Source organism: Pseudomonas sp. DC3200b2 (genome assembly GCF_049895785.1).
GTDB lineage: Bacteria > Pseudomonadota > Gammaproteobacteria > Pseudomonadales > Pseudomonadaceae > Aquipseudomonas > Aquipseudomonas massiliensis.
Genome location: NZ_JAFCTA010000003.1, coordinates 354,604 through 381,156, shown reverse-complemented (window position 1 = coordinate 381,156; position 26,553 = coordinate 354,604). Strand labels below are relative to the sequence as shown.

The 26,553-nt window shown below is 62.3% G+C and carries 16 protein-coding genes; 5 read left to right on the top strand and 11 right to left on the bottom strand.

What is annotated here, in order from left to right; genetic code table 11:
- The first annotated feature begins 181 nt into the window (after positions 1 to 181).
- Together acnA and ACP691_RS11050 are read left to right on the top strand one after the other, a co-directional pair.
- Positions 182 to 2,914, top strand: a complete 2,733-nt coding sequence (gene acnA, locus ACP691_RS11055) for an aconitate hydratase AcnA (RefSeq protein WP_426149498.1) — start codon at positions 182 to 184, stop codon at positions 2,912 to 2,914.
- Between the two features lie 204 nt (positions 2,915 to 3,118).
- A complete protein-coding gene (locus ACP691_RS11050; protein WP_426149497.1) occupies positions 3,119 to 4,684 on the top strand; it encodes a methyl-accepting chemotaxis protein in 1,566 nt (521 codons plus the stop codon).
- Positions 4,685 to 4,697: 13 nt separating this feature from the next.
- On the opposite strand, the gene ACP691_RS11045 is transcribed toward ACP691_RS11050, so the two are convergent.
- Positions 4,698 to 5,360: an alpha/beta family hydrolase gene (locus ACP691_RS11045; RefSeq protein ID WP_426149496.1), complete on the bottom strand. Its 663-nt coding sequence runs from the start codon at positions 5,358 to 5,360 to the stop codon at positions 4,698 to 4,700.
- 238 nt (positions 5,361 to 5,598) lie between these two features.
- Here ACP691_RS11045 and fnr point away from each other — a divergent pair, with 238 nt between their 5' ends.
- Both fnr and ACP691_RS11035 read left to right on the top strand, forming a co-directional pair.
- Positions 5,599 to 6,333, top strand: a complete 735-nt coding sequence (gene fnr, locus ACP691_RS11040) for a fumarate/nitrate reduction transcriptional regulator Fnr (RefSeq protein WP_426149495.1) — start codon at positions 5,599 to 5,601, stop codon at positions 6,331 to 6,333.
- Between the two features lie 58 nt (positions 6,334 to 6,391).
- Positions 6,392 to 6,940: an adenine phosphoribosyltransferase gene (locus tag ACP691_RS11035; protein ID WP_040260851.1), complete on the top strand. Its 549-nt coding sequence runs from the start codon at positions 6,392 to 6,394 to the stop codon at positions 6,938 to 6,940.
- 130 nt (positions 6,941 to 7,070) lie between these two features.
- Here ACP691_RS11035 and recR read toward each other — a convergent pair whose 3' ends face one another.
- The 4 genes from recR to dnaX all read right to left on the bottom strand — a co-directional run bounded on the left by recR (position 7,071) and on the right by dnaX (position 11,316).
- Positions 7,071 to 7,673 (bottom strand): recombination mediator RecR, encoded by a 603-nt coding sequence (recR, locus tag ACP691_RS11030; RefSeq protein ID WP_426149494.1) that lies wholly within the window; start codon positions 7,671 to 7,673, stop codon positions 7,071 to 7,073.
- Between the two features lie 75 nt (positions 7,674 to 7,748).
- The gene (locus ACP691_RS11025) at positions 7,749 to 8,777 is read right to left on the bottom strand and encodes an NADP-dependent oxidoreductase (protein ID WP_426149493.1); all 1,029 of its coding nucleotides are present in this window, start codon (positions 8,775 to 8,777) and stop codon (positions 7,749 to 7,751) included.
- 64 nt (positions 8,778 to 8,841) lie between these two features.
- Positions 8,842 to 9,168, bottom strand: coding sequence for a YbaB/EbfC family nucleoid-associated protein (locus tag ACP691_RS11020; protein WP_426149492.1), 327 nt, complete (start codon positions 9,166 to 9,168; stop codon positions 8,842 to 8,844).
- A 27-nt stretch (positions 9,169 to 9,195) separates the two neighbouring features.
- Positions 9,196 to 11,316, bottom strand: a complete 2,121-nt coding sequence (dnaX, locus tag ACP691_RS11015) for a DNA polymerase III subunit gamma/tau (RefSeq protein WP_426149491.1) — start codon at positions 11,314 to 11,316, stop codon at positions 9,196 to 9,198.
- Between the two features lie 168 nt (positions 11,317 to 11,484).
- Between dnaX and ACP691_RS11010 the strand changes: the two genes are divergently transcribed.
- Positions 11,485 to 11,970, top strand: a complete 486-nt coding sequence (locus ACP691_RS11010; protein ID WP_426149490.1) for an N-acetylmuramoyl-L-alanine amidase — start codon at positions 11,485 to 11,487, stop codon at positions 11,968 to 11,970.
- 3 nt (positions 11,971 to 11,973) lie between these two features.
- Here the strand turns inward: ACP691_RS11010 and ACP691_RS11005 are convergent, their stop codons facing one another.
- From ACP691_RS11005 to ACP691_RS10980, 6 genes are all read right to left on the bottom strand, one after another.
- The gene (locus ACP691_RS11005) at positions 11,974 to 12,234 is read right to left on the bottom strand and encodes a hypothetical protein (protein ID WP_426149489.1); all 261 of its coding nucleotides are present in this window, start codon (positions 12,232 to 12,234) and stop codon (positions 11,974 to 11,976) included.
- A gap of 395 nt (positions 12,235 to 12,629) precedes the next feature.
- Positions 12,630 to 16,619, bottom strand: a complete 3,990-nt coding sequence (locus ACP691_RS11000; protein ID WP_426149488.1) for an RHS repeat domain-containing protein — start codon at positions 16,617 to 16,619, stop codon at positions 12,630 to 12,632.
- Between the two features lie 16 nt (positions 16,620 to 16,635).
- Positions 16,636 to 19,428, bottom strand: a complete 2,793-nt coding sequence (locus tag ACP691_RS10995; protein WP_426149487.1) for a hypothetical protein — start codon at positions 19,426 to 19,428, stop codon at positions 16,636 to 16,638.
- 77 nt (positions 19,429 to 19,505) lie between these two features.
- Positions 19,506 to 22,076, bottom strand: a complete 2,571-nt coding sequence (locus tag ACP691_RS10990; protein WP_426149486.1) for a hypothetical protein — start codon at positions 22,074 to 22,076, stop codon at positions 19,506 to 19,508.
- Positions 22,077 to 22,105: 29 nt separating this feature from the next.
- Positions 22,106 to 23,917 carry a hypothetical protein gene (locus ACP691_RS10985; protein ID WP_426149485.1) on the bottom strand — a complete coding sequence of 604 codons (1,812 nt, stop codon included), beginning with the start codon at positions 23,915 to 23,917 and terminating at the stop codon, positions 22,106 to 22,108.
- A 119-nt stretch (positions 23,918 to 24,036) separates the two neighbouring features.
- On the bottom strand, positions 24,037 to 26,490 hold the full coding sequence (locus ACP691_RS10980; protein WP_426149484.1) for a hypothetical protein: 2,454 nt from the start codon (positions 26,488 to 26,490) through the stop codon (positions 24,037 to 24,039).
- Positions 26,491 to 26,553: the final 63 nt, after the last annotated feature.

Below are 26,553 nucleotides of genomic sequence, written 5' to 3'. Positions count from 1 at the left end.
CACAGGACGGCGCGATACCCGCGCGCCAAAAGCCGCATGATAGCAGCCAGCAGCTGTACGGTGGGCAGAGCACCCTGGCCCAAACAGGCAAAAAACGGGAACCGCGTGCCCGCCAGGAAAGTCCAGTGCAAAGAACGTGAGCCGTGGGCCCGTACCGTGCGGGCCGCCCAGGAGAACTCGCATGCCTTCCCTCGATAGCCTGAAAACCCTGCGAACGCTGACCGTGGCGGATCGCCAATACCATTATTTCAGCCTGACAGCGGCGGCTGACCAGCTAGGCGACCTCAGGGCCTTGCCCATGTCCTTGAAGGTGCTGCTGGAAAACCTTCTGCGCTGGGAAGACGGCGGCACCGTGACAGTGGCCGACCTCAGGGCGCTGGCCGCCTGGCTGGAACAGCGACGCTCGGACCGGGAAATACAGTACCGCCCGGCCCGGGTGCTGATGCAGGATTTCACCGGCGTACCGGCCGTGGTCGACCTGGCCGCCATGCGCGCCGCCGTGGCCCGGGCCGGCGGGGATCCTCAGCGGATCAACCCGCTCTCCACGGTAGACCTGGTCATCGACCACTCGGTGATGGTGGACCGCTACGGCACCGACGCGGCCTTTGCCCAGAACGTGGACATCGAGATGCAGCGCAACGGCGAGCGCTACGCCTTCCTGCGCTGGGGCCAGAACGCCTTCGACAACTTCAGCGTGGTGCCGCCGGGAACGGGCATCTGCCACCAGGTGAACCTGGAATACCTGGGCCGCACCGTTTGGACCCGGGAAGAAGACGGGCGTACCTACGCCTTCCCGGACACCCTGGTCGGTACCGACTCGCACACCACCATGATCAACGGCCTGGGCGTGCTGGGCTGGGGCGTGGGCGGCATAGAGGCCGAGGCGGCCATGCTCGGGCAGCCGGTGTCGATGCTGATTCCCGAGGTGGTCGGTTTCAAGCTCACCGGCAAGCTGCGCGAAGGCATCACCGCTACCGACCTGGTACTGACCGTTACCCAGATGTTGCGCAAGAAGGGTGTAGTGGGCAAGTTCGTCGAGTTCTACGGCGACGGCCTGGCCGACCTGCCGCTGGCAGACCGCGCCACCATCGCCAACATGGCGCCGGAATATGGCGCCACTTGCGGCTTCTTCCCGGTGGATGAGATCACCCTGGGCTACCTGCGCCTGTCCGGCCGCGCCGAGGAACAGGTGCAATTGGTGGAAGCCTACTGCAAGGCCCAGGGCCTGTGGCGCTTGCCCGGAGACGAGCCCGCCTTCAGCGCCACCCTGGAACTGGACATGGGCACCGTGGAATCGAGCCTGGCCGGCCCCAAGCGTCCCCAGGACCGGGTGCCGCTGAGTCAGGTGAGCCAGGCATTCAACGATTTCATCGGCCTACAACTCAAGCCGGCACCTCAGGCATCGAATAGCCCACCGAGCCCCGCAACCGAAGTGGCGGACAGCGGGCAGACCGGCGAGGCTCAATACACGCTCGATGGTCAGACCCATACCCTCAAGCACGGGGCGGTGGTGATCGCCGCCATTACCTCCTGCACCAACACCTCCAACCCCAGCGTGATGATGGCCGCCGGGCTGCTGGCCAAGAAAGCCGTGGAGAAGGGCCTCACCCGCAAGCCCTGGGTGAAGACCTCCCTGGCTCCTGGTTCGAAAGTGGTCACGGACTACTACAAGGCCGCTGGACTGCTGCCTTACCTCGAACAGCTCGGTTTCGACCTGGTGGGTTACGGCTGCACCACCTGCATCGGCAACTCCGGCCCATTGGACGCGCCTATCGAACAGGCCATCCAGCGGTCTGACCTGACCGTCGCCTCGGTGCTGTCAGGGAACCGTAACTTCGAAGGTCGCGTGCACCCGCTGGTAAAAACCAACTGGCTGGCCTCGCCGCCGCTGGTAGTGGCTTATGCCCTGGCCGGCAACGTGCGGATCGACATCGCCAACCAGCCCCTGGGCGCCGGCCAGGATGGCCAGCCGGTGTATCTGCGGGACATCTGGCCCAGCCAGCGTGAGATCGCCGATGCCGTGGCCCAGGTGGATACCGCCATGTTCCACAAGGAATATGCCGAAGTGTTCGCCGGCGATGCCGGCTGGCAAGCCATTCAGGTGCCCGAGGCGGCGACCTATGTGTGGGATGAAGCGTCCACCTATATCCGCCACCCCCCGTTCTTCGAAGGCATCGCCGGACCACTGCCAAGCATCGCTGACGTCAAAGGCGCCCATGCCCTGGCGCTGCTGGGAGACTCGGTCACCACGGACCATATTTCCCCCGCCGGCAATATCAAGGTCGACAGCCCCGCCGGACGCTACCTGCGCGAACAAGGCGTCGAGCCCAAGGACTTCAATTCCTACGGCTCCCGACGGGGCAACCATGAAGTGATGATGCGCGGCACCTTCGCCAACATCCGCATTCGCAATGAAATGCTGGGCGGCGAGGAAGGCGGCAATACCTTGCACATTCCTACCGGGGACAGGCTCGCCATCTATGACGCCGCCATGCGCTACAAGGAAAGCGGCACGCCCCTGGTGATCATCGCCGGGCAAGAGTACGGCACCGGCTCAAGCCGTGACTGGGCGGCCAAGGGCACCAACCTGCTCGGCGTGAAGGCAGTGATCGCGGAAAGCTTCGAGCGCATCCACCGTTCCAACCTGGTGGGCATGGGCGTGCTGCCACTGCAGTTCCAGGCCGGGCAGAACCGCAAGTCCCTGGGGCTGACCGGGCGCGAACGCTTCGACATCCTCGGCTTGAACGGCGCCGCCCTGAGCCCTCACATGAGCCTGACCCTGGTCATTACCCGGCCCACCGGCGAGCGAGAGGAGGCGGCGCTGCTGTGCAGGATCGACACCCTGAACGAGGTGGAATATTTCAAGGCGGGTGGGATCTTGCACTATGTATTGAGGCAGTTGATCGCGGCCTGACAACCCATTTCCGCACAGCGCATTCGCCAGCCTTGCTCGTGCCCAACCACGGCTGGCGAGTACGATCGATGCCCCGGAATCTCCAGCCAAATCCCGGAATCGTGTAAACCCCTATCTTGAAAGGGGAAAAACTTACCGCTTTCACTAAACTATCCGCCCATGGCGCCGACACCCTGCCAAAGCCCTCAGCGGAACCTGTCTACCATGCGCAACAATCAGCCCGTCACCCAACGCGAACGGTCCTTCCCCGACCAGCAGCGGTTGATCTCCACCACCGACACCAAGGGGATGATCACCTACTGCAACGACGCGTTCGTGGACATCAGCGGCTACAGCCGCGACGAGCTGATTCGCGCCCCGCATAACCTGGTACGCCACCCGGATGTACCCGCGGCGGTGTTCGCCCACATGTGGGAAACCCTCAAGGGCGGCAAGCCTTGGATGGGTATCGTCAAGAACCGCTGCAAGAACGGTGACTACTATTGGGTCAACGCCTACGTCACGCCCGTGCTCGAGCGCGGCCAGGTGGTGGGCTACGAGTCGGTTCGGGTCAAGCCCACCGCTGAACAGGTACGCCGCGCCCAGGCCCTGTATGCCCGGCTCAACGCTGGGAAGTCACCGGTCACCCCCCTGGAGCGTTGGCTGCCCGTGATGCGGGATTGGCTGCCCTTTATCCTGGTCAGCCAGGTGGGCTTCCTCATTGCCTTGTGGCTGAGCGCGGGCTGGGGCTTCATCTTCGCCGCCGTGCTCTCGGTTCCCCTGGGCCTGCTGGGCCTGAGCTGGCAGCAGCGCGGCCTGAGACGCTTGTTGCACCTGGCCGAGCAAACCACCTCCGACCCGCTGATCGCGCAGATGTTTACCGACAGCCGTGGCGTGCAAGGCCGCCTGGAAATGTCCATGCTCAGCCAGGAAGCCCGGCTGAAAACCTGCCTGACCCGCCTGCAGGATACCGCCGAGCAGCTCAACGGCCAGGCCCGCCAGGCAGACCGCCTGGCCCACGAAAGCTCCGAGGGGCTGGATCGGCAGAAAGCGGAAACCGAGCAAGTGGCCGCCGCCGTGAACGAGATGGCCGCCACCACTCAGGAGGTGGCCAGCCATGTACAGCGCGCCGCCGACGCTACCCAGCAGGCCAACCAACTGACCCGTCGCGGGCGTGACATTGCCGGGGAAACCCGCGAGGCGATCGAACGTCTGTCCACCTCGGTGGGCGAGACGGGGCAGACGGTTACCCGCCTGGCCAAGGACAGTGACGAAATCGGCGGCGTGGTGGATGTGATCAAGGGCATCGCTGACCAGACCAACCTGCTGGCGCTGAACGCAGCCATCGAAGCCGCCCGTGCCGGTGAAATGGGCCGTGGCTTCGCCGTGGTGGCCGACGAGGTTCGCCAATTGGCCCAGCGCACCGCCGAATCCACCGGACAGATACACGGCCTGATCGCCAAGCTGCAGCAGACCGCCAACGCGGCGGTGCAGACCATGGAAGCCGGCCACCGTCAGGCTCAGGAAGGTGTGGCGCGAGTGTTGGAGGCCGACAACGCCCTGGCCGGCATCAGCGACGCGGTAGCCAATATTGCCGACATGACCACCCAGATTGCCGCCGCCACCGAAGAGCAAAGCTCGGTGGCCGAGGAAGTCAGTCGCAATATCACCACCATCGCTGAACTGGCTGACCAGACTGCCGGCAAGGCCCAGAGCAGCGCCCTGCTGAGCGAGGCCCTGACCCAGACGGCCGACAGTCAGTACTCCCTGGTGGAGCGCTTCAACCGCTGAACCGGGCCTACCCTCATTGCAGGAAGGCGCAGACGCGATCCGCCGCCGCCTCCAGATGCTGGCCGTGGGTAAAGCCTGAAGCCTTGAGCGGCTTGAGATCATGGTCGGCCGCTGGCATCCAGTACAGCTCGACAGCGGCCGCCATGCGATAACTTTCGACCGCGGCCCGATTACCGAGGGCGTCACGCTCACCCTGGATGATCAGGGTAGGCACTTGCAGTTCGGCCAAATGCTCCACCCGTGGCTTGTCCGGCTTGCCGGCGGCATAGAAGGGATACCCCAGGCAGACCAGGGCATCGGCCCCTAGCTCATTGGCCAGCAGGCTGGCCATGCGCCCGCCCATGGATTTGCCGCCAATGGCCAACTTCCCAGTCACCTGGGTCCGGGCCAGGGCATGGACTTCCCGCCACTTTTCCAGCAGGCGCGCCTGCGGGTTGGGGGGCCGCCTGCCCCCATCCAGCCGACGCTGCGCCATGTACGGAAACTCGAACCGCAGCACGTCCACGCCACCGCGGGCAATCAGGCTGGCGATGCTGTTCATGAAGGGGCTGTCCATCGGGGCGCCGGCGCCATGAGCCAGAATCAGGCAGGTGCGGCCCTCATCGCCGACCTGGTCCGAGGTACTGTCCCATAGCCAGCCGTTTTCCTTCATGCGTTCGGCCCATTCGCTTGCCATCGTTTGCCTCCGGGCAAAAGCCGGACTGTGCCTCAGAGGACTTGAAAGCGCCATCCCCGCATCTGCATCCAGCCTGGACCTTGCTGGCAACACTGCACCAGGGTTTGCCCGGCCTGCATCACGCCTACAGGCACGGCGCGGCGGCTGGGAGCCAGGCGGGGCAAGGGCTCGGGTTGGCCCCGTCGTGAAAAAATCAGTTACCCTTGACCGTGAATTCATGCGCAAGGGAACTGACCTCATGTCCGAGCCACTCAAATCGGGGCCGCGCCACCAGGCCAACTGCAAGGACTGCAGCCTGGCCCCGCTCTGCCTGCCGTTGTCGCTGGACCTGCAAGACATGGACGCCCTGGACGCCATCGTCAAGCGCGGGCGTCCCTTGAAAAAGGGAGAATTCCTGTTCCGCCAGGGTGACCCGTTCGGCGCCCTCTATGCTGTGCGCTCAGGCGCCTTGCGGACTTTCAGCCTCAGCGATGAGGGTCAGGAACAGGTCACCGGCTTTCACTTGCCCAGCGAAGTAGTCGGCCTTTGCGCCCTCGACAGCGACCATTACCCGGTCTCCGCCATCGCCCTGGAAACCACCAATGTGTGCGAAATTCCTTTCGAGCGTCTGGAAGACCTCGCCGGCCAGCTTCCGCAACTGCGCCGCCAATTGCTGCGAATCATGGGGCGAGAGATCCGTGAGGATCAGCAAATGATGTTGCTGCTCTCCAGGAAAACCGCCGATGAGCGCATCGCCACCTTTCTGATCAACCTATCGGCGCGTTTCGAAGCCCGTGGCTACTCTCCGGACCAGTTCCGCCTGAGCATGTCCAGGAGTGACATCGGCAATTTCCTCGGTCTGGCGGTAGAGACCGTGTCCAGGGTGTTCACCCGCTTCCAGCAAAGCGGCCTGGTCAAGGTCGAAGGCAAGGAAGTGTGCATCCTTGAGCCCGAGCGCCTGTGCGCCCTGGCGGGCGGGACGATGCAGGGCTGAGCACGACGGCGCCGAGGCGGTTATAATCACCGCCTTTGTGCCTGCCGAGACATGCCCCATGCTTTTCGACGATTCCGCCCTCAAGTCCCTGATCCGCCCGGTGGTGGACTTCCCCAAGCCCGGCGTGGTCTTCCGCGACATCACTCCGCTGTTCCAGTCACCCAAGGCCATGCGCACGGTGATCGATCATTTCGTCGAACGCTATGTGGAGCAGAACGTCACCCACATCGGCGCCATGGACGCCCGGGGGTTCCTGATCGGCGCGGTAGTGGCCCACGAGCTCAACAAGCCGCTGATCCTGTTCCGCAAACAGGGCAAGCTTCCCGCTGACGTGATCAGCGAGGGCTACCAGACCGAATACGGCGAAGCTTTCCTGGAGGTGCACAGCGACAGTCTCTGCGAAGGTGATTCGCTGGTGCTGTTCGATGACCTGATCGCCACCGGCGGCACGCTGCTCGCCGCGGTGAACCTGACCCGCCGCATGGGCGCCCATGTGCACGAGGCCGCGGCCATTATCGACCTGCCTGAGCTCGGCGGCGGCCAGCGGCTGACCGAAGCGGGCGTGCCGGTGTTCAGCCTGACCGCCTTCTCGCTCGACGAAATGTGACCCGGCAGGGCGACCACAGGGAGGTGGCGCTCCAGCCGATGGGACCCAGCGCCAGCTGGGAAATGGGCATCAACCAGAGCCTGGTATTCGGCAGCTTCGCTACCTCCCACATGAGGTTGCCTTCCAGCGTCTAGAGGGCCATGGGCTTGCGGCCGGCGAAGGAGTGGGCCAGGGTGCCGCCGTCGACCATTTCCAACTCGCCGCCCAGGGGTACGCCATGGGCGATGCGCGACACTACCAGGCCCTTTTCCATCAGCAATTGCGCGATGTAATGGGCCGTGGCTTCGCCTTCCACGGTGGGGTTGGTGGCCAGGATCACCTCGACCAGGGCGGGCTCGGCCTCGATACGGCTCATGAGTTGGGGAATGCCGATCGCCTCCGGTCCCAGGCCATCGAGGGGCGACAGGTGGCCCTTGAGCACGAAATAGCGGCCGCGGTAGCCCGTCTGCTCCACAGCGTAGACGTCCATCGGCCCTTCCACGACGCACAGCAGGCTGTCGTCGCGCCGCGGATCGGCACACTGCGGACATAGCTGTTCTTCGGTCAGGGTACGACATTGCCGGCAATGCCCTACCCCCTCCATGGCCTGAGCCAGTGCCTGGGATAGACGCGCGCCGCCGCTGCGGTCTCGCTCCAATAACTGCAAGGCCATGCGCTGAGCGGTTTTCTGGCCGACGCCCGGGAGGATGCGCAGGGCGTCGATCAGTTGGCGGATCAGTGGGCTGAAACTCATTTAGACACAACCTGACACGAAACGGAAAGACGCGGGTTATACCCGCGCCCCCTGGGCTGGGTCAACGGCGGCCGGTCAGTCGCTGACCTTGACCACCAGCTTGCCGAAGTTCTTGCCTTCCAGCAGTCCGAAGAACGCCTCAGGGGCCTTGTCCAGCCCCTCGACCACGTCCTCGCGGAATTTGACCTTGCCGTCGCGCACCCAGGGCACCATGGCGGAGAAGAATTCGGCGTGGCGGTCCTTGAAGTCATCCATCACGATAAACCCTTGCATTCGCACGCGCTTGGTCAGCAATACACGAGGTAGCAGGCTGAAACGGTCCTTGCCCTCGGGAAGGTCTTCGGCGTTGTAATGGGCGATCAAGCCGCAGAGCGGAATCCGAGCATGAGGGTTGAGTAGCGGCAAGACGGCGTCGAAGACCTTGCCGCCGACGTTCTCGAAATAGACATCGATGCCTTCCGGACAGGCCTTGGCCAGGTCGTCGGCGAAGCTGTCGGCTCGATGATCCAGGCAGGCATCGAAACCCAGCTCATCCACCACATAACGGCATTTTTCCGGCCCGCCGGCCACGCCTACCACCTTCAGGCCTTTAAGCTTGGCGACCTGGCCCACCACCGAACCCACCGCGCCAGACGCGGCGGCCACCACCAGGGTCTCCCCGGCCTTGGGTTGGCCGATATGGGTCAGGCCCATGAAGGCGGTCATTCCCGGCATCCCCAATACACCCAACGCCATGGACGGCTGCGGGATGCCCGCCGGCAGCGGCAGCAAGCCCGTGCCATCGGAAATTGCGTGGGTCTGCCAGCCAGTGATACCGACCACCAGATCGCCTTCGTTGAATTTCGGGTGGCGGGAGGCTTCGACCCGGCTGACCGTGCCGCCGGTCATCACCTCGCCAATATTCACCGCAGGCGCATAAGAAGGAGCGTCGCTCATCCGTCCCCGCATGTAGGGGTCAAGGGACAGCCAAAGCGTGCGCAACAGCAGCTGCCCGTCCTCGAGCGGCGGCAATTGCTCGGTTTCGTAGCGAAAATTTTCAGCGACAGGCTTGCCCTTCGGGCGGGACGCCAGAACGAAGCGGTGATTCTCGACGGGGGTGGCCATGGGGCGCGGTTCCTTCAATCAGGGACGATTCAAGGAAGACCGCGCCGGCCGGCATGCGTTCTTGTCAGAACGGCATCTTGAAGCCTGGGGGCAGTTGCATCCCAGCCGTCATGCCCGACATCTTTTCCTGGCTGTTCTGCTCGATCTTGCGGACCGCGTCGTTGACGGCGGCGGCGATCAGGTCTTCGAGCACTTCCTTGTCTTCCTGCATCAGGCTGTCGTCCAGGGTGATGCGCTTGACGTCGTGACGGCCGGTCATCACCACGCTGACCAGGCCCGCGCCTGACTGGCCGGTGACCTCGGCATTGGCCAGCTCTTCCTGCATCTTGGCCATTTTTTCCTGCATTTGCTGGGCCTGCTTCATCAGGCCTGCCATGCCACCTTTCATCATGGGTCGAATCTCCACATTCGTTCTGTTTCATTCACCCTGGTTGGCCAGGGTGTCCAAGGGTTCGATGGTATCGCTGCGTACCGTGGCGCCAAACCGCTCCGCCAACTGGCGGATGAATGGGTCCCGGGCAATGGCCTGCTCCGCTTCCTGCTGGCGCTCGGCGCGGCGGCGGGCGGCAGCCTGGGCCGGGGTTTCCTGGCTGGGGCGGATCAGCTCGATCTTCAAGGTGATCGCTTCACCCAGGTGTTGGTTCAGCGCCTCGTTCAGGCGCCGCTGTTGAGTCGCGTTGAAGAGCGCGCCCTGGTCCGGGTCCAGGTGCAGCAGCCAGGTGCCGCCCTCCACCGCCACCAGGCTGCAATTGGCGGCTATGCTGCCGGTCAGGCCGGACACCGGCAGCTTGGGATACAGTTCCAGCCACCGCAAGGCCAGCCCGGTGGCCGGCTCGGCGGCTGGGCGTGGTGGCGTCAGGACCCTGGGCTCGGCGGCGTGGCTGGCCAGATCGTCCAGGAAGCCATAGCTACTCGGGTCCGCCTCCGCAGGATAATACTCGTCGTCGGCCGGGGGGTCGTCGTCCCGCAGCATGCCGGCGGGCTGGTATTCAATGGGCGCGCCACCATTGTCATCCAATTCGGTATCCACCTCAGGCGCGGGCGGCACGGCGCTGGCCGGGGTCGGCCCCGGCATGGGTGGCAGCGGCGGCGGCTCGGCACGGGTATCCAAAATGGCTTCAGGCGCGGGAGCCGGTGCCTGCACGGGCACCTCCGGCTCTGGGGCCGCTGGCGTGTTCCAGGGCAAGTCCGGGTCATCGGCGGCCAGGGCTTGCAGGGTGCGCTCCGGCAGTGGCTCGGGCTTGGATTCGGGCTCGGGCTCGGGCTCGGGCTCGGGCTCGGGCTCGGGCTTAGCAGCTGGCGCGAGGGTGGGCTTGGCTTGCACGGCGGGCAACCCGGCAGACACAGACGGGGCCACAGGCGCCGTGGCTATGACATCGGCCACCGCCTTGGGGGAATCAGCCGTGGCCTGGCTGATCCCCGCCGGCTTTAGCTGCGCCGGTGGCGCGCTTTCACCCGCGGGGCGGAAGGCGAGCATGCGCAGCAGCGCCATCTCGAAACCGCCACGAGGCTCAGGCGCCAAGGGCAGGTCCCGGCGGCCGATCAGGCCCATCTGATAATAGAACTGCACGTCTTCGGCGGGCAGCGCCCGGGCCAGGGCCAGCACCCGCTCGCGGTCGCCATGGCCGTTGTCCACGGCCTCGGGCAGCGCCTGGGCCACGGCCACCCGGTGCAATACGTTGAGCATCTCGGCCAGCACGCCGGCCCAGTCAGGCCCCTGCTCGGCCAGGTGCCCAATGGCCGCCAACAACCCCTTGGCGTCACCCTCCAGCAGGGCCTGGAGCACGTCGAATACCTGGCCGTGGTCCAGGGTGCCGAGCATGGCACGCACGTCCGCCGCCTGCACGCGCCCCTCGCCAAAGGCGATGGCCTGGTCGGTCAGGCTCATGGCGTCGCGCATGGAGCCATCGGCGGCACGCCCCAGCAACCAGAGCGCATCCTCCTCGAAAGGGATGCTCTCCGCGCCCAGCACATGGCTCAGATGCTCCACCACCCGCTCAGCGGTCATGTTCTTGAGGGCGAACTGCAGGCAGCGCGACAGGATGGTCGCTGGCAGCTTCTGCGGATCCGTGGTGGCCAGGATGAACTTGACGTAGGGCGGTGGCTCTTCGAGGGTCTTGAGCAGGGCGTTGAACGAATGCGACGACAGCATGTGCACTTCGTCGATCAGGTAGACCTTGAAGCGGCCCCGGCTGGGCGCGTACTGGACATTGTCGAGCAGTTCGCGGGTGTCCTCGACCTTGGTGCGGCTGGCGGCGTCGATCTCGATCAGGTCGACGAAACGACCCTCATCCACTTCGCGGCACACCGAACAGGTACCACAGGGCGTCGAGGTAATCCCCGTTTCGCAATTCAGGCACTTGGCAATGATTCGGGCGATGGTGGTCTTGCCCACGCCGCGGGTGCCGGTGAACAGGTAGGCGTGGTGCAGGCGCTGGTTGTCCAGCGCGTTGATCAGGGCCTTGAGCACATGGCCCTGCCCGACCATTTCGCGAAACGAGCGCGGCCGCCATTTACGTGCAAGAACCTGATAACCCATGAAAACCGTCGCAACCTGAAGCAAGTGACCGCCAATCGTAGCCGAGCAGGGCTTAAAAAGCATCCGTCGTGGCGCCCCATCGGTTGAAGGGCAGGCTTTCCGGCTTAAACACCGGCGGCCGACAGGCTTTGCTGGACGCCTCTTCACGCACTGCTAAGGAGGCAGGCCATGACGAACGTGACTTTCAAGCAGCGATCCCGTACCGACTGGCTGGTGGTGCACTGCGCCGCCACCTCCCCTGATGCGCAGGTACGCGCCTCCGACATCAGGCGCTGGCACCTGGCCAAGGGGTGGTCGGACATCGGCTACCACTATGTGATCGGCCGCGATGGCTTGGTTGAACCGGGCCGGCCCGAGGGGGCCGTCGGTGCTCACGTACGCGGATTCAACCAGGTTTCCCTGGGCATTTGCCTGATCGGCGGGGTCGACGCCAAGGGCAGGCCGGAGAATAACTTCACGACAGCGCAGTTCGCCAGCCTCCACGCATTGCTGGATGAGCTCAAGGCCCGTTACCCTAAGGCACGCATCCGAGGCCATCGGGACTTCTCTGCGGATCGCAATGGCGACGGTCGCATTACCGCAGACGAATTCATCAAAGCCTGCCCGTGCTTCGATGTTGGACAATGGCTCGCGGCCTGTCCTTTGGCCGACTGAGCCCTACTCCGAACGCCAGCGCAAGGTGTAGTACGCCTCGATACCCGTCATCCTGGGTTGAAAATGAGTATTGGTGAGCAGATGGTGAACCACGGCGCCGTCAGGTCGATGATGCTCCAGGGTATCGCCGGCACCGGCATTGAGGGTCACTTCCCAGATCAACGCCTTGCTTGGTTCCAGCCGCGCCTCGAAGGGGCCGAGGCGGGTGCCATCTATGCGCTGGATATACACCGTCTCCAACGGCAGGTTGAGCGACTGTTCCACGTGGGGGCTACTCCGTTACGTCTACATGATCAGCAAGGCTGAAATATGAAGTAGGCTCCAGTGGTTTGTAAATGCGCGATCACGCTTGTAGTAGCCGTTCCGGTCTGCAATGGTGCGGCGTGTCTGGACAGGGGCTCGGCGTTACCAAGCCCGGGTAGATTTCAAGCCCGAACCGAGCAGCCAAACCGAAGCGTTCAAGTGACTGAGTTCAGAGTCGTCAAAGAGAACTGAACCCATCGCCCATGCTGGACCTATACTGGGGGTGAAAGCGTGCTATCAACTGGCCAGGCGCCGTGGCGCGCCTTGAAAATATACTGCAAAGGCCTGAGTCCTGTAGCGTACAGGGCTCAGGCCGCGGTAGACCAAGCGTCAGGGTTCAACCGTTCAGATGCGGGTTACCCAGTGCGCCGACGCCAGCTCCCCTCGCCCTCCCGTTCCGCCACCAAGTGCTCGCCGGCGCGCACGATCTGAGTGCTTCGTTCGCCCTGCACCAAGGTAGCCAGCTCTCCAGCCCGGTAGAAGCGATGTTCTGTGCACTGTTCTTCGCTACGCCCGCTGATGATATCGGTGGGATCGTATCGGTAGGTGCTGTCACGCTCCGCGTCCTTGCCGCGGACGGACACCAACCGGCCTAGCGCGTCATAGGCCAGCTCCCGACCAGCGTCATCGCTCAGCAGGTTGCCGTCTTCGTCATAGGGCAGGAGGATTTCGGCCGGGTAACCCGGCAATGGATCCTCGCGTACGATGGACGTCAACTGGGCAGGGTCCGCCGGGTTTTCGTAGCGATACTCAGCGATGTCGGTTTCCTCGGCCAGGCAAGCCTTGGCCAGGTCGGCCAAGCTGGAGCGCATCTGGCGCCAGCGCCCATAAGCGTCCCTGGCACGACGGGTGGCCGCTTCGCTGAAGGTGCTGATCACCATGAGGTGATTGTCCAGGGCGTCACAGATGAAGATCTGACCTGACAAGGTGTTGCCGTAAGGGTCCACGGGGCATTCAGGGCCTTGGCAGGTATATTCGCTCAAATGCCCTAGCCCGTCGTACTGGAAGGTTTCCCTGCGCAACAGGGTTTGGCCCGCCCGCAACGTTTTCTCGGTGATGCAATCCGCTTCATCGTAGGCCTGTTCCAGGGTATCTACGCTATCGCCATAGTCAAAGCAGCGTTTGATCTCTCGGCCCAGATCATCATAGCTGAGCGTCGTGACCAGGCTGTTTCCATCGACGAGGTCTTTGGTGCGGATGGACGCTGTACGTCCCAGCCCGTCATAGGTGAGGTCCGTGCTCAAGCTAGCGCCCAGAAGCGTCTGGCTCAAGCGTCCGGCAGCGTCATAATGGTGAACCTGCTCCTCGCCGTTGACGTCGGTGTAGCCGAGCAGGCGCCCGCCCGCGCTATAGCGGTAGCTCATGGAGTAGTCGACGCCATCGAGCCGGCGGCTTTCATGCTGAAGCTGCCCATTGGTGAAGTAGGTCCTGGTCAGCACCTGCTCTTCCGCTTGATGACAGGCCAGCAAGCGCGCGGTTCTGCCATCGTAGTCATAGCGCTCCTGACCCTGGTTCGGTGCCCTGCGCTCGATGGGTGCCTCGCCCAGGCGAGGCTGGTAGGTATACCGGATCTCCGCTTTCTTAGGCGTAATGACCTTGCTCGGGCGCGTCTGGCTATCCTCGTAGAAAAAGCTGCGCAGGCGACCGCCGGTGGTCGCGCGGATCATCCGGCCGAGGCCGTCGAAGGCCTGCGTACCCAGGATCTGACCGTCCAGGTCGATGTGAACGGGCAGGTCTTCGCTGCTATGCGGGGAATAGCGGCGGGTAACCACAGCGCCGTCATCGAGGGTGCGGGTGACTTCCCTATCGAACGCATCGTAAGCGAAGGCCGTCTTGCGTCGGCTGGTTCCGTTCCATGCACTGTCCTCGGACACCTTGCGTCCAAGCCCATCGTAGTCGCAAAGCAACTCATCGTAGCTGATCAGCTTACCGTCCTCGTCCTTCTCCGTCAGAAGCCGCGTGATTTTCCAAGGCTGGTCGAACGGGTTCAGATGGGTCACTCTCCTGGCGCTGGTCAGCGCCCCGTCCTGGCTGCGCTGCCACTCGGTAATGGTCGGCCCTTGTCCATCCCCTACCGGATCGGTGGCGCGTACGTGATACACCCCGTCCGCCCCCTGCTCCGCGCACTGTTGCCCCCAGTCGTCATACTCGTACGTTGTGGTCAGCGCCTGCGAGGCGCCTTGCGCGCCGCTGTCATCGAACAACGTTTCGCTGGTCTGTTGGCCCAGGGCATCGAAGCTTGCGGCAAACACTTTCAGGCCCCTGGGTTCGATTACCCGGCCGCGGGCGCGCAGATGCGCGTCGCCGGGTTCGCTACGCCATTGCTCCACGGCCCGGCCCAGCCCATCAGAGTAGGTAAGCAGTTGCACACCTTGCACGTCCTCCTCGATCTGCCAGGCAGCGCTGCCTTCGCCCGCGGACAGGCCATAGCTGAAGTGCCTGGAGGCTTCATATTCGGTGCCAGGGGCAATGGTTTCCTGGGTTACCCGCTGCAGCGCATCATAGTGGTAGCGGATTTCCACGTCGTTGTCGTCCCGCTCCAGCATCACCTGGCCCGTGAGGATCGAGTGCTCCTGATTGATGACACGACTCACCGTGGCGCCTGCCAGGGCGCCGTCGCCTTCCGCCCCTTCCTGATCCTCGACATCCGCTACGCCGGTGACGGTAATGGTGGCATGCAGCACACTCTGAGGCAGCCAGGCGCTGTCTTTGAGGGCATAGACAAAATTTTGAACCGTGTCGAAGCCGCCCATCCTGGTCACTTGCTCCTGCAGGCGACCATGCTGCAAGACATTGTCGGGTTGATTCAGCCAGCTATGGTTGAGGGTTCGCAGAGGCACGTCGGGCGCGGCGTGGTCCGCAAGGGTCTCGGTGCAGACCGTTACCCACTCACCGCTAGACCTGGCGCCCGCGAGGACAGGCAAGGCCCTATAGGTGTAGCGCGTGACCAGAGTAGGCGCGCCGGGTGCGGCGGAGGCTGCCGGATGTACGGTACGGCTTGCCAGGTGCCGAGCGAAGCCGTAAGGGTCGGCGGGGCAAAGCTCCGGCTCGCCGACGGCTGGATAATAGTCTGTTACCGTACGAATGCCGGCGGCGTCCACTTCTTCACGTACCTGGCCGTACTGGTCATACCTGGTGGTGCGAACCTCGACACGGGTGGCCCCGTCCTGATTCTGCCAACGCCGCGCTTCACGCTTGGGCAACTGGCAAAACGGCGGCTGGTCGGCGAAAGGCTTGTTCGGCTCCACATGATAGTCGGTAGTCACCTCCAAGACGCTTTTGCCCTGGGTTGTGATTTCCTTGGCAAGCAGATGGAAGCTGGTATAGCGTCGCTCCACGGTGCGCACTTCGCGCCCATCCAGGTAGTGCCTGGCGGTACCGCCGTAGGTATAGTCGGCGGAGGCCTTGTAAAGGTTGTCGCGGCCGTCATCGGCCCAGGAAATATTGGAGTTCGCCCCGAGGAAGTTGTTAGCGGTGTACTCGTAACGGGTATCCATTTCAGCCTGGCCGCGCCCCGGATCGACACGGTGCCTGGTCACCCGAGGCAACCGGGCAGCACGATTGTCCGGGAACGGGTGGCCGGTGTCCTCATAATCCAGCCGTTCCAGCGCGCCCAGTGGGGTTCGCACCTGGGTAACGAAACGATACCCGTTGCGCTGTTGATAGGTGAAGGCCCAGCGAGCGTTCTCCTCCACCGGCAAGCGGATTTCCCGGACCTCGTTAGCGACCAGGTCCATTTCAAACCTGGCTGGAAGCGAGGTCGTGGGGTAGGCGCTGATCGTGACCAGGTTAGCGGTGTAGGTGATCCGCAGGATTTCGCTGCCAAGATCATCGCGCAGGGATTCGAGCCGATCCTTTTCCCCATAGTTCAGGTCGACCCCGTGCCCAGAGGGCGCTTCCCAGCGCACGGGGTAAGCGACGTCGCCGAATAGTTGCAGGTATTCCACCAGGCCGTCGTGGTGGACTACCCGCCACTTGTTGTCTCCATCGGCATAGAAATGGAAATGCTCAAGCTTGCGCTCTTCAATATCGGGTTCAGTACCGCTGCCAGTGACCCGATAACTTTCCCCACCATGCAAGCTCAATATGAAATTGCCTGCGGCAGTTGCATGGTAGCGGGTAAGGTTCAGGGCCCAACCTTCGCCAAAACCCTGGTTCTCCCGACTGGCGGGGCTGTAGCTAAGGCGCAGCGGAAGCACCGGACCGCCCAGGGCATTGGCCTTGACCTCTGGCAGGGTAACCGTAACAGCATACAGGCCGGTACGGGGGTCCATGCCTCCTTGCACGAAGCTGGCGAAATTGAAGGCGTTGGAATGCAGGCGATCAGCCGCTGCGAGCTTTGACATGTTCATTACCGATTTCTCACTTATCAGACAGGCCACGCACCTCGACGCGCAATGCATCGCGGTGGCCTCCTACGCCCTTGGCGCCATTGAACTGGATTGAAAGAGGATGCAGATTGCCGTCCTGGTCGATGAGGTTGACGTTCAGCCCCACGCCGTCCATATGCGCGCCGAATGTCGCGAACGGGTGCCGCCTCAAGGCTTTGTCCTCGTCGGTTTCGCTGTCGATGTCACTCCAGTACAGAGTGTCGTCAGTACGGAACAGGCCGATCCAGAGCTGTCCCGCGTCTACCCGGGTGGGCGTGCCCGCGGCGGTTTTCACCCCATGGTCGAGGGAGGCGGGGTCGCGGTGGTCCATGAACCACTCCAGCAGCGGGTCGTAGTACATCGTGGCCGGGTCGAACGCGCTTTCCTTCCCGCCATCCACCCTGCTGGGCGCGAAGGCATAGCCGGTATAGCTGAACATTACCTCGGCCATGCGATCGCTTTCCCAACGCATCAGGGACTGAGTAGGAAAGAGCTGCGACTCGGCCTTGCCTGGAGGATTCTTATCGAACATCAAACGAACGAAAGGCACCTGGGTAACGCTACTGTCCTGGTATGCCAACTTCCAATAGGTGACCGAGCGCAAGCAGTTGCCGACATCGCTTCCGTTCACCACACAGGTGCCTGGGAAGGGTGAGCCGACAACCTCGGGCTGGAACCTGTAAGTACCGGCGGTGAACGTAGGCGGTGCCACGCCTCTAACGCTGAGTTCCCCGTTATTGGCATCGACGACGTTGGAGCTGTACACCACACCTGTATCACTGGTAAATCGCGCTATCAGGGTCAGTTTCCCCGCGGTACGCGTCATCAGGTAAAGGCGCGCCGTGGTCTTTCCATCGTCAGCGGATGGATTCGTCAGTGTGGCCGCGCCACCGGGGTAGAATCGGTATGCACCGTTATGCTCAAGGGTCTGGGCGTAATTCAAACCCATCTCCGCTCGGATCTCTTCCTCTCCTGGTGGCAGAAACTCGATAGGGCTGATTGACGTGTCCTTGATGAACAATTGCAGGCTGTTCATCTCCGCTTGGCTGAGCGGGACATAACGCCCGTTCACGGCTTTGGTTCCGACGGTGATGGTCACCTCCAACTGTTGACGGCCGTTGGCATACACACGATCACCCTGGCTCGCTTCCAGCTTGAACATGTCCAGCTCGGTCCAGCGCGAACGCGTGCGCGTCGGCGGCGTCAAGTCGACCACCCCTAGGCCATAGCGGGCGCTTGGCGCAAGCGCCTGACCGGCCATCGACCGAGCCGAATCGGCCAGCACCACGGCGGCGCCTTCCTCCGCCGTGCCTGCTGCGCCAAAGAAGAAACCCTCCTCGGTCGACTCGGCCCGGCCTTGGGCTTGCCCGCCCAACACTTGAAGGTTGGGCAGAATGTCGAATATCTCAAAGAACGCATTGCCATCGACATCAACGGCCGCCAGGGGCGGCGTTACCCGGGCACTGAGCGAGGCCGGTCGCAGAATCACGTCGGCTAACGCTGTTTCGCCTTGAGCATCCCTAGCCTGAATGCGTAATTGAAAATGACCATCTTCCACGTTCGGAGCCACCTGTAACGTCGCGCTGGCGCCCTCGGGCGAAGGTATCAGCTCGGCAACGGATTCAGGGGGTTGGGCCTGCCCCTCGGCCGCCCATGTGGTCAAACTCCAGCTGATGGGCGCAACCAGGCCGCCCGCCTGAAAGGTGACAGGCGTGTTGGCAAAAAGGGCCGCCTCATGTTCATCGCCAACCGGCTTGGCCGCCGGACCGAGCAGGCGCGTCGCGATGGCTGGCGCCAGTCGCGGCTGCCCGGCTTCAGGCAGGGGTTCGAGGGCGGGAAGCTGAGCCCAGTAAGCGTTATCGAGGGCATCTTCGACGCACTTCGAGCTCGCCAGGTCAAGTAGCGGGGCGGGAGTGATCAGGCTCAGCAAGGCATCGGTGGCACCCGGGACGGCGGACTCCAGGAAAGGAGAAAACACCGACTTGACGTATAACCCGGCATTGGCTTCATAACCTTGACCCGCAGATTTCTTCGGAAGCATGAAGGGAAAACCAGGGCCTGGCAATGAACCTTCTTGAGGCTGCAGGGTGCTGCTGGCGAATAGATTGAACGCGTAAACGTCATCGCCTTCTCCCGAAGCCGTTACGCTCATGAGCAGGCCGACCGGGCTTAGCGGCCCCTCGACCCCCTCCGGCAGGGAGTGAGTGTATACCGGGCTCTTCAGCAGGCCCATTTCGCGAGCGTATGGCAGCAGCTTATCGGCTACCTTCTGGCAGCTAGCCGGGACGGTACCCAGGTTGCATTCGACGGCTTTTATATCATCGAGCGACCATTGCCAATTGACGCGCCCTTCTCTGACCCAGCCCCGCAAGGCAGACATGGGTAAACGCACGCTCAATCCATAGCCCTGATGCTCCGCCAGGGCTGTGTGTTCATAGAGATATTCCACCGAATTCGCCACGGCGGTGACGCTGTAGACGCCCCCCACCAGCGGAATGAACAGCACCATTTCCCCCGCCGGTAGCGCGCCGCTGGTATCGACCCCAGGCTTAAGCCGCGGCGTACCCAAGCGCAGCCCCTTGAAGCGCACCGTCTCATTGGGCGACGTGTCGAATGCCGGAATGTCGAACGGCTTGAAGGTCAAATGGCTCATGGGGCGCAAGCGGAACAGTTCGCTGAGCCTCGTCGCGGCGGCTTCAAGTTCAATTACGGTAACGCTGGCCCAGCCAAGCGTGACGGTATTTTTTTGCAAGTAGCGGGTAAGGTCTTCGGTTGTCATTGCCATATTCAAACTCCCAGGCGGCTTGCCGTCAGGCGGGCGGGAACAAGCCCCGCCCGTGCACGGAGCCCGCGCGGATCAGGTCACCCCTCCAGCGAGGGCGCTTCATTGTTCTTGCTGCCACTTTTGGGATCTGGGACATCGAACCACGGGGCGGGGAAAATTCTTACGCCTACGTAATCCGGGTTTGCTTTGGGCGGCGCGAGAAGGTCGCTCGACGCCTCGTTCGCAAACCGATGGCTGCTGCTTGTGGAAGTAGCGAACGTGTTTTCGTAGAGAACCCTGACCTCCACCACTGAAAAGCCCTGGATAGGTTCCTTGGGAAGCGTAAGCACAGCGGTACCGTCGGGTTTGCCCTGGATCTCGCCTACTCCAATGGGTACCGACCATACGGGGGCATACCCGGAGTCGAGTACTTCGCCGTCACTCCAATAGGCCTGGAGCTCGACCTGGGTCCTGCCACCCTGCTCGGTCACCTTCACCACCGTGATGGCGAATTCTTCGCCGTGGTAAGGCACCACCACATAGCTATCACTCTCGCCGTCCGCACCCTCCTGGTTGAAGGCAAGCCGACGATATTCGATGGCCTTGGGCTTGGTACTGCTGCCCGGTTCCTTATCGGTGGTCGTATTGGGGCTCGTGTATCTGAAGTTGTAGCCATCGTCGTTGTCATGCGCAGACAACGCCTCGGTTTGGCTGGCCCCGTCATCCGGGTCCTTGTCGATGCGACCGTTGTATTTCCCTGCCCCCAGGCCTTCCACTTTCAAATCGATATTATGATTTGGAGCCAATAGCCGAACTTGCGGGGAAACGTAGAGGTTGCTGGCATAAACCTTCACAAGCGTACTGGAAGTGTACGTATTTTCGTCCCCGGGGAAGGTCGCCGTCGCGCTCAGCCGTACCATTGCATAGCCGCCCGCCAGGCTCTCGCGGGAAGGCGCCCTGTAGCTATACCGAAGGCCTGTGCCCGTAACCTCACCCTTGGTCTCGGAAAGGCCGAAGATGGTCTCGATGGACCAGGTCACCGAGCTAGGCGCGCCCATGGCGTCCTCGATCGTCAGCGGCAGGCTGCTCCCCGCTTGTACGCCTTCCCCCTCATCGCCAAAACCTGCAAGCTTGAGCCAAAAGCGGGTTCGTGCCGGCGATACCTGGCCGAATACGACCGGCGCCTGGGCCATGTGCAGGTCTTCCAGTGCCACTGGCGCCTCGCTGCGGAACAGCATTTGATTGAGGCGTAGTGTATTGAGCGGGCCCAACCCGGCTCGCAACGCATCGGTGACCAGCGCGCGCACCTGTTTGTCGAATATCTCGTTTTCCAAGTGGGCGACCACTTCCCCCTGGTGATCCTCCCAATAGTGCTCGACCTTCCCCGGCACGAATTTGTGGCGGATGGAATGAGCCAATTCCTTGATTTCGAGATCGTTACCGATCAGCTCGATGGCATAGTTCCAGATATAATCCCAACGGTATTCGCCATCTACCCAATTGCTTCCCTGCCCCCCGGTTCCACTATAGTATTCAAATCCTTGACTACCTTTCCAAGTGACCTGCAAGCCGAGAGCGCCATCGCCAGGCTCGGTGAATTTTACGGTCAAAGGTTGCGAAACAGGATCGGCCCCCATGAAATCCAGCTGATTTTCCAAAACCTCGAACTTTATCTCGCGACCGTCAAGGTTCATTGTCGAAGTCAAATTTTTCGTAGGAAGCGTGCCTGTTCTGACTTCAGCTAGCTCAGGAACACCGGTAGGAGGCGTAAAAGTGACTTCCGCATCGGAATCCAGCTCCTTGAGAAAAAGCTCTATGAAACGCCGCAGCATGAACTTCCTGGCCACCGCGAGCGTGGCCGTATAGCCTTGCGGAATCAGAAACTTATAGTTGTTGGGGTTAGGAAAGCTGCCGATGTCCTGGTTGTGGCTGCTGATAAATACCAGAACAGCGCCCTGCGCCGCTCCTGACGCATTTGTGGTGCTTTGCGCGCTGGGATGTACACGAACGGCGAAGCTGGTGGGATCGAAAAACGCCTGCGGATCAGGCTTTATCGTGTTCAGGACAAAGCGTGTCTGCTGGCCCGGTGTATTGGCGAGCAAAGCGTGTAGCTCGCGGGCGGCCTTCAACTGCCGTGACCGGACCGACACAGCCGTGTACCGCGGCTCTACCGATGAGGTGGGTTTAAGGATATCCAGGTAGACTTCGCCGCCCCCTGTCCCACCGCTACTGGTTTCCAGGTCAATCGTCTGGATCAGCTTCGAGCTGGCCAACCCTATTTGATAATTGAGTTCAACTACTCTCCAGGTTGCGGTGTTACCGTGCGAAAGGCTCGATAGATTGACCGTGGCCCCATCCACCGCTTTCCAGGTCAGGGTGGCCCGGCTGGATTCAAGAGTAGAGTTTTCAAAGCTCAGGCGCGGCGGGTCGAAGGTTACCCCGGAAAGATAAGTCTTTTCGTTAGGGTCCACTTCCTCGAAGCGCCCCGTGGAAGGCTTGATGAACTGGCCGCTGTCGTAGCGCTCGATATATTCCTGCTGCAGCAGGAGGTTGGCTTTCTCCCGATCGTAAGCGGCAACTGCGCTCCAGTCCTGCGTGTAATTAGTGGTGGGCTGCTTCATCCATTCGATGAGCTTTTCCACGGTTTCTTGGCCAGTGATACTTGGCATAAGAATATCCTTGTAGTGTAGTGATGATGTCAGACGGTGACGCGCAAGCTGAGCTTGGGGAAGGGAATGCGAGTGCGTCCGCCGTCGAAGCTGACCTGGACGTCGCAGTCCAGCGTGGAATCGTCCTTGAGATCGGTGAACCATCTGCGAGCCTTGGAAAACGAAGCGGCCTGGCTGGCTGCGTCCGGCTCTGTCACCACGTACCCATTCGAAGGGGTTAACGGCCCTTCGACGAGATAGCCGTCCAGGTCAGTGCCATGGCCGGTTACATAGATGATTTGCCCGGCGGCCATGAACAGCCATTCAGGCAACCTGAACCTCACTTCGCTGGGTAGCCCCTTTTTTGACAAGGTTCCGTCCCGCGCCGGCTCGCAAACCAAGGTGCTCAGGCTAGCCAGCTCAGGCGCCTTGATCTGGAGCTGGTAAACGGCCGAATCCTGGCTCTGGTCGGCAAGGGTGGCGCGGTAGAACACCTGGATGCGCTTGTCATCACCCTCTCCCATGTTGGCGGCGATGAACTCTCTTCCCACCTGGAATACTCGGGGCGTGGTTTCCGACACCGGCCGGCCGATAACGGTGGCGCCTCCTGGCTCGTGGCCGGCCCAGTGCATGGCCACGGTCGCCCCGGGGTACTCCGCGGTCGGCGGAATGGTCAGGGTCACCGCCCCGGCGCTAGCGATCGCCTCAGGTCGTAGATAGCCTCGGTTATCCGCGTCTGACTCGTGAGTTACGCCGCTGACCACTGGCGCGGGCAGATTCAACGCCACCTGAAGGTCCACGTGCAGCGGCTCGCTGCGCAACGCCTTGCCCGGCCGGCTGAAATGCCACGTCAGGGTACCGCTGCCTAGCTGACGTGCCGTGTTGGACGGTATGACGAACAACAGCCGCTGGCTATCGGCGATCGAAATGTCTACATAACGCTGCAGCGTGACGGCTTCCTTGGCGCCCTGCCAGCGTACCCACAGCCGGTCACCGGTCAGCATCCCCGGATAGACAGGGCAGCGAACCGGAATCCCGTCAGGAAACTGAGCAGGATCCAGCGCCCCTCCCGAATGACCGTCGATGGTCACCGGGGGCAGTTCGACCTCGGCGGAGGAACCAACCTTGTAATATTGGGGCGGCGATTGGCTGGTAATATTCGTAGCCTTGTACGCTACGGTGTAGGAGAGTTCTCCGGCATCGTTCCCCGACAAAGAGGACCTTGCCAGGTCAAGCGCCAGTGTTTTCCCCAGGTGGCTTTCGTCCAGGGTAACGGAACCCTTCCTGACAGGCAGCGCGAGCGAACCGCGATAGCCTTGCCAGGCATAGGTGACAACGTCGCCCACGGCCATTGCTTCGTAGGGCGCGATCATTACGCTGCCCTTGCTGGGAAAGCTTGCATATTCGATATACAGATCATGGGCTTCGAATATCTGGGCTACCGGCAATTCAGGCGCAGCCTGCGCGGAGCGGTCGATGTAACAGATAAGTCGCTCCGACTCCATCTCCTGGCCAGAGGCACCGTCTATCCAGCCATAGGAATAGAAAGCCTCTCCGCCGCGTATCCGAGTGAGGAACTCGATCGGAATATCGATACGCAACCCGTCGTCTGGCGGCGGGTCGAGCACCGGGACTTCACTGTGGGGAGCATCGACAGGGATACCGTCCAGCGTTCGTCCACGCCAGTGCACCGTAAGACTATCGCCCACTTTCAGATCGGGATGCCGGATAAAGGTCTGCAGCCCCTCGTTACCGACGTCTTCGAGCAGGATGACCTGCCCCCGCATGACAGGAACCTGTGGCGCCGGAGGCAGTGAGGAGCGTGGCGAGACAAGGTCGCGCCGGGGGTGATTCAGGACCATGAAAACTCCATCGAGTGGACAACCATGGCCAAGTTATACGTCTGCGAGTCAGGCGGCGGTACTGGCAGAACTGTCAGGTCGCACCGCTATCACAACCCTACATCACCCCAGCGGACACATCATTCGGGCATGTCTATTTCCACCCAGGGAACCGGGAACAGTCGTACGCCCACGAAGTCGGCGGGTTTCGGTGGCGCAGTGATCATCGCCCGGGAAAGGTCGCTTCGAAACACGCGAACCTCCACCACCACGTAGCCCTGCAAGGGCCTTTCCGGCAGCACCAGCACAGCGTCGCCATCGGCTCCAGGCTCAAGTCTGCCCTCTCCCAGGCCCACAACCCACCGTGGGGTATCCGCGCGGGTCAAAGCCTCTCCGTCCTTCCAGTAGGCACGCAAGCCGACCCGGGTCTGGCCGAGCGAAGGCTGTACCTTCGTCACCCGAATCCGTAGGTCCAGTGGCGCGTAGGCAATGACCAGGTCGCAGTGACCGTGCTCGTTTGCGGCGCCCCTGAACTGCAAACGACGATAGTCAAGCGCCCGGGGCTTGCCGGGAATGGCCGGCTCGTTCCCCTCGAGCGCGTCGGTGCCGCTGGGCGCCTGGTACTCCCAGTCATAGCCGTCTTCGCTCGGGCGCTGCTCAATACGCTCGTTGACGACCGTCCCCGTTCCCTCTACCGAAGCCGTGACTGAGCCTCGCACCGCATTCGCGGTTAACTGACACCGCTGCCCGCGTTCCAGCAGGCACACCTGCGGCGAAACTTGCACCGCGTCACGAAGGACCGTGATCAGCACCTGGCCACGCCAGCTGGTGCTATCGGAAAAGGTCGCGCTAGCGATAAGTCGTACCTGCAGGGTACGGCTATGCAAGCTCGTGGCGGAAGGCGCTTGATAGCGGTATTGAGTACCACTTCCGTGGACAACGCCAAGGTCGGACTGGCATTGGGAGGCGCCCTGCCCGACGATCTCCCAGCTCACGCTTTTGAGCGCAGCGTCAGCGTCCATGATAGCGAGATCGATGCAGGTGCCGGCCGCAACTACATCGCTTTCATTGCCTTGATGATGAACCTTGATCCAGTAACGTGTTTTCCCTGGGCTGACCTGGCCGAACGATGCCAGTGGTCCGGCCAGGCTCAGTTGTTCCAGCGCTACTGGCGCCTGGTTTTGAAACAGGACGCTGTTGAGACGCAAGCTGTTGACCGTGACGGTTGGTATCAGAAGGCGGGAGCGCACCCGATCTTCCAGGATGCGCCAGTCGAATACGTAGGTTTCGAAATAAGCCTCGAAGGCTTTCCGCGCACTGCCACCCAGATGCCCAGCCGCCTTGACAAGCCGGGCCTCCACGGTGTGGCGGACCCGTTCAGGGTTACGGCTCGTCAACAGCGTTCCACTGTCGTCTATGACGTACTCGCCTCGGTAATGCACATCCCACTGAACCTGTATTTCGTTATCTTCCACCGGGGTGCCACTTGGCGCGCTTCGAAAGTGCAGCATCTGGCTCCCAGCCCAGATCAGCTCTACCGCGAACACGCCATCCCTCGTGGCCGCGGCGCTGACGTGGATCGTCAGGGACCTGCCTTGAGGCTGCACGAAGTCCAGGCGCTCGCCAGGCCGGAACGCAATCACCGCGCCGCCGCCGAGGATGGGTACCCCGAAGAGCACCAGGCTTCCTGCCTTTGCGCGCCCGGAAAAATGTCCATCTTCAACGTCGTAATCCATACGCAACTGCGGGGCGATGCCCAGCTGTATCAAGGCCAGGAACCGTTGGCCAAGGTAGTGCTGATCGAGCAACAGACTGGCCGTGGAACCGGCTGGAACCGGATACGGGTAGCCGCCCTCGCTGGGATAATCGCCTGGCGCGTTGCCCTGGCCATGCAACAGAACCATCACCGCTCCTTCAGCGGCACCTGGGTGAATACGAACAGCGCCGCCGGCTGGGCTGAACAATAATTCCAGGCCTGCATCCCAGGTACTCAGCACGTAACGCAGCGGGCCGAGCGCCTGTTGCGAGCGCCACCTCAGCAATTGGGCGCCCATTTTCTCCTGCTCGGCTAGCCTGGGGACCACCGTGTAGCGCGCTGTGGCATTGGCATGCTTGAGGTCCAGATACACTTCCCCGCTGGAACCGGCCTCCACCCTCGTCAACTGAAGATCCACCGGCTGAATCAGCCGCGCCCCGGTAAGCGGGTTTTCATAGGCCAGCGTTTGAAGCTCCCACTGCGCATCCATTCCAGGCAAGGGTTGGTTTCCGATCTTTCCAACCGGGCCATCGATGCCTTGCCAAATCAAGGTGGCTCGGGCGCTTTCCAACGTTGAAGCCGAAAACTCCAGAATTGGAGGCCCATAGCTAACGCCCCCCAGCCACCTGTATTCACCAGGGGCTTGCTCCTCGAACCTGCCCTTGGTCGGAGGCAAGCGCTCGCCGTTGTCATATTTTTCCAGCCATTGCTGACGTAGCAGCCGGTTCACCATAAGGCGGTCATAGGCAATCACCGCATTCCATCCCAGCAGCATGTCATGCGTCTTCATCCAGGCGACCAGCGCATCCCGGCTGGGTGGGGAAAGTTTCTGCTTCATATGGGCATCTCTTGCACGTAGGGAATGCTGCTACATACCCCCTCGAACCAACGCAAGGTACTG

Coding starts and splice junctions, on each gene's coding strand:
- acnA (WP_426149498.1), top strand. CDS start 182: ATGCCTTCCCTCGATAGCCTGAAAACCCTGCGAACGCTGACCGTGGCG.
- ACP691_RS11050 (WP_426149497.1), top strand. CDS start 3,119: ATGCGCAACAATCAGCCCGTCACCCAACGCGAACGGTCCTTCCCCGAC.
- ACP691_RS11045 (WP_426149496.1), bottom strand. CDS start 5,360: ATGGCAAGCGAATGGGCCGAACGCATGAAGGAAAACGGCTGGCTATGG.
- fnr (WP_426149495.1), top strand. CDS start 5,599: ATGTCCGAGCCACTCAAATCGGGGCCGCGCCACCAGGCCAACTGCAAG.
- ACP691_RS11035 (WP_040260851.1), top strand. CDS start 6,392: ATGCTTTTCGACGATTCCGCCCTCAAGTCCCTGATCCGCCCGGTGGTG.
- recR (WP_426149494.1), bottom strand. CDS start 7,673: ATGAGTTTCAGCCCACTGATCCGCCAACTGATCGACGCCCTGCGCATC.
- ACP691_RS11025 (WP_426149493.1), bottom strand. CDS start 8,777: ATGGCCACCCCCGTCGAGAATCACCGCTTCGTTCTGGCGTCCCGCCCG.
- ACP691_RS11020 (WP_426149492.1), bottom strand. CDS start 9,168: ATGATGAAAGGTGGCATGGCAGGCCTGATGAAGCAGGCCCAGCAAATG.
- dnaX (WP_426149491.1), bottom strand. CDS start 11,316: ATGGGTTATCAGGTTCTTGCACGTAAATGGCGGCCGCGCTCGTTTCGC.
- ACP691_RS11010 (WP_426149490.1), top strand. CDS start 11,485: ATGACGAACGTGACTTTCAAGCAGCGATCCCGTACCGACTGGCTGGTG.
- ACP691_RS11000 (WP_426149488.1), bottom strand. CDS start 16,619: ATGTCAAAGCTCGCAGCGGCTGATCGCCTGCATTCCAACGCCTTCAAT.
- ACP691_RS10995 (WP_426149487.1), bottom strand. CDS start 19,428: ATGGCAATGACAACCGAAGACCTTACCCGCTACTTGCAAAAAAATACC.
- ACP691_RS10990 (WP_426149486.1), bottom strand. CDS start 22,076: ATGCCAAGTATCACTGGCCAAGAAACCGTGGAAAAGCTCATCGAATGG.
- ACP691_RS10985 (WP_426149485.1), bottom strand. CDS start 23,917: ATGGTCCTGAATCACCCCCGGCGCGACCTTGTCTCGCCACGCTCCTCA.
- ACP691_RS10980 (WP_426149484.1), bottom strand. CDS start 26,490: ATGAAGCAGAAACTTTCCCCACCCAGCCGGGATGCGCTGGTCGCCTGG.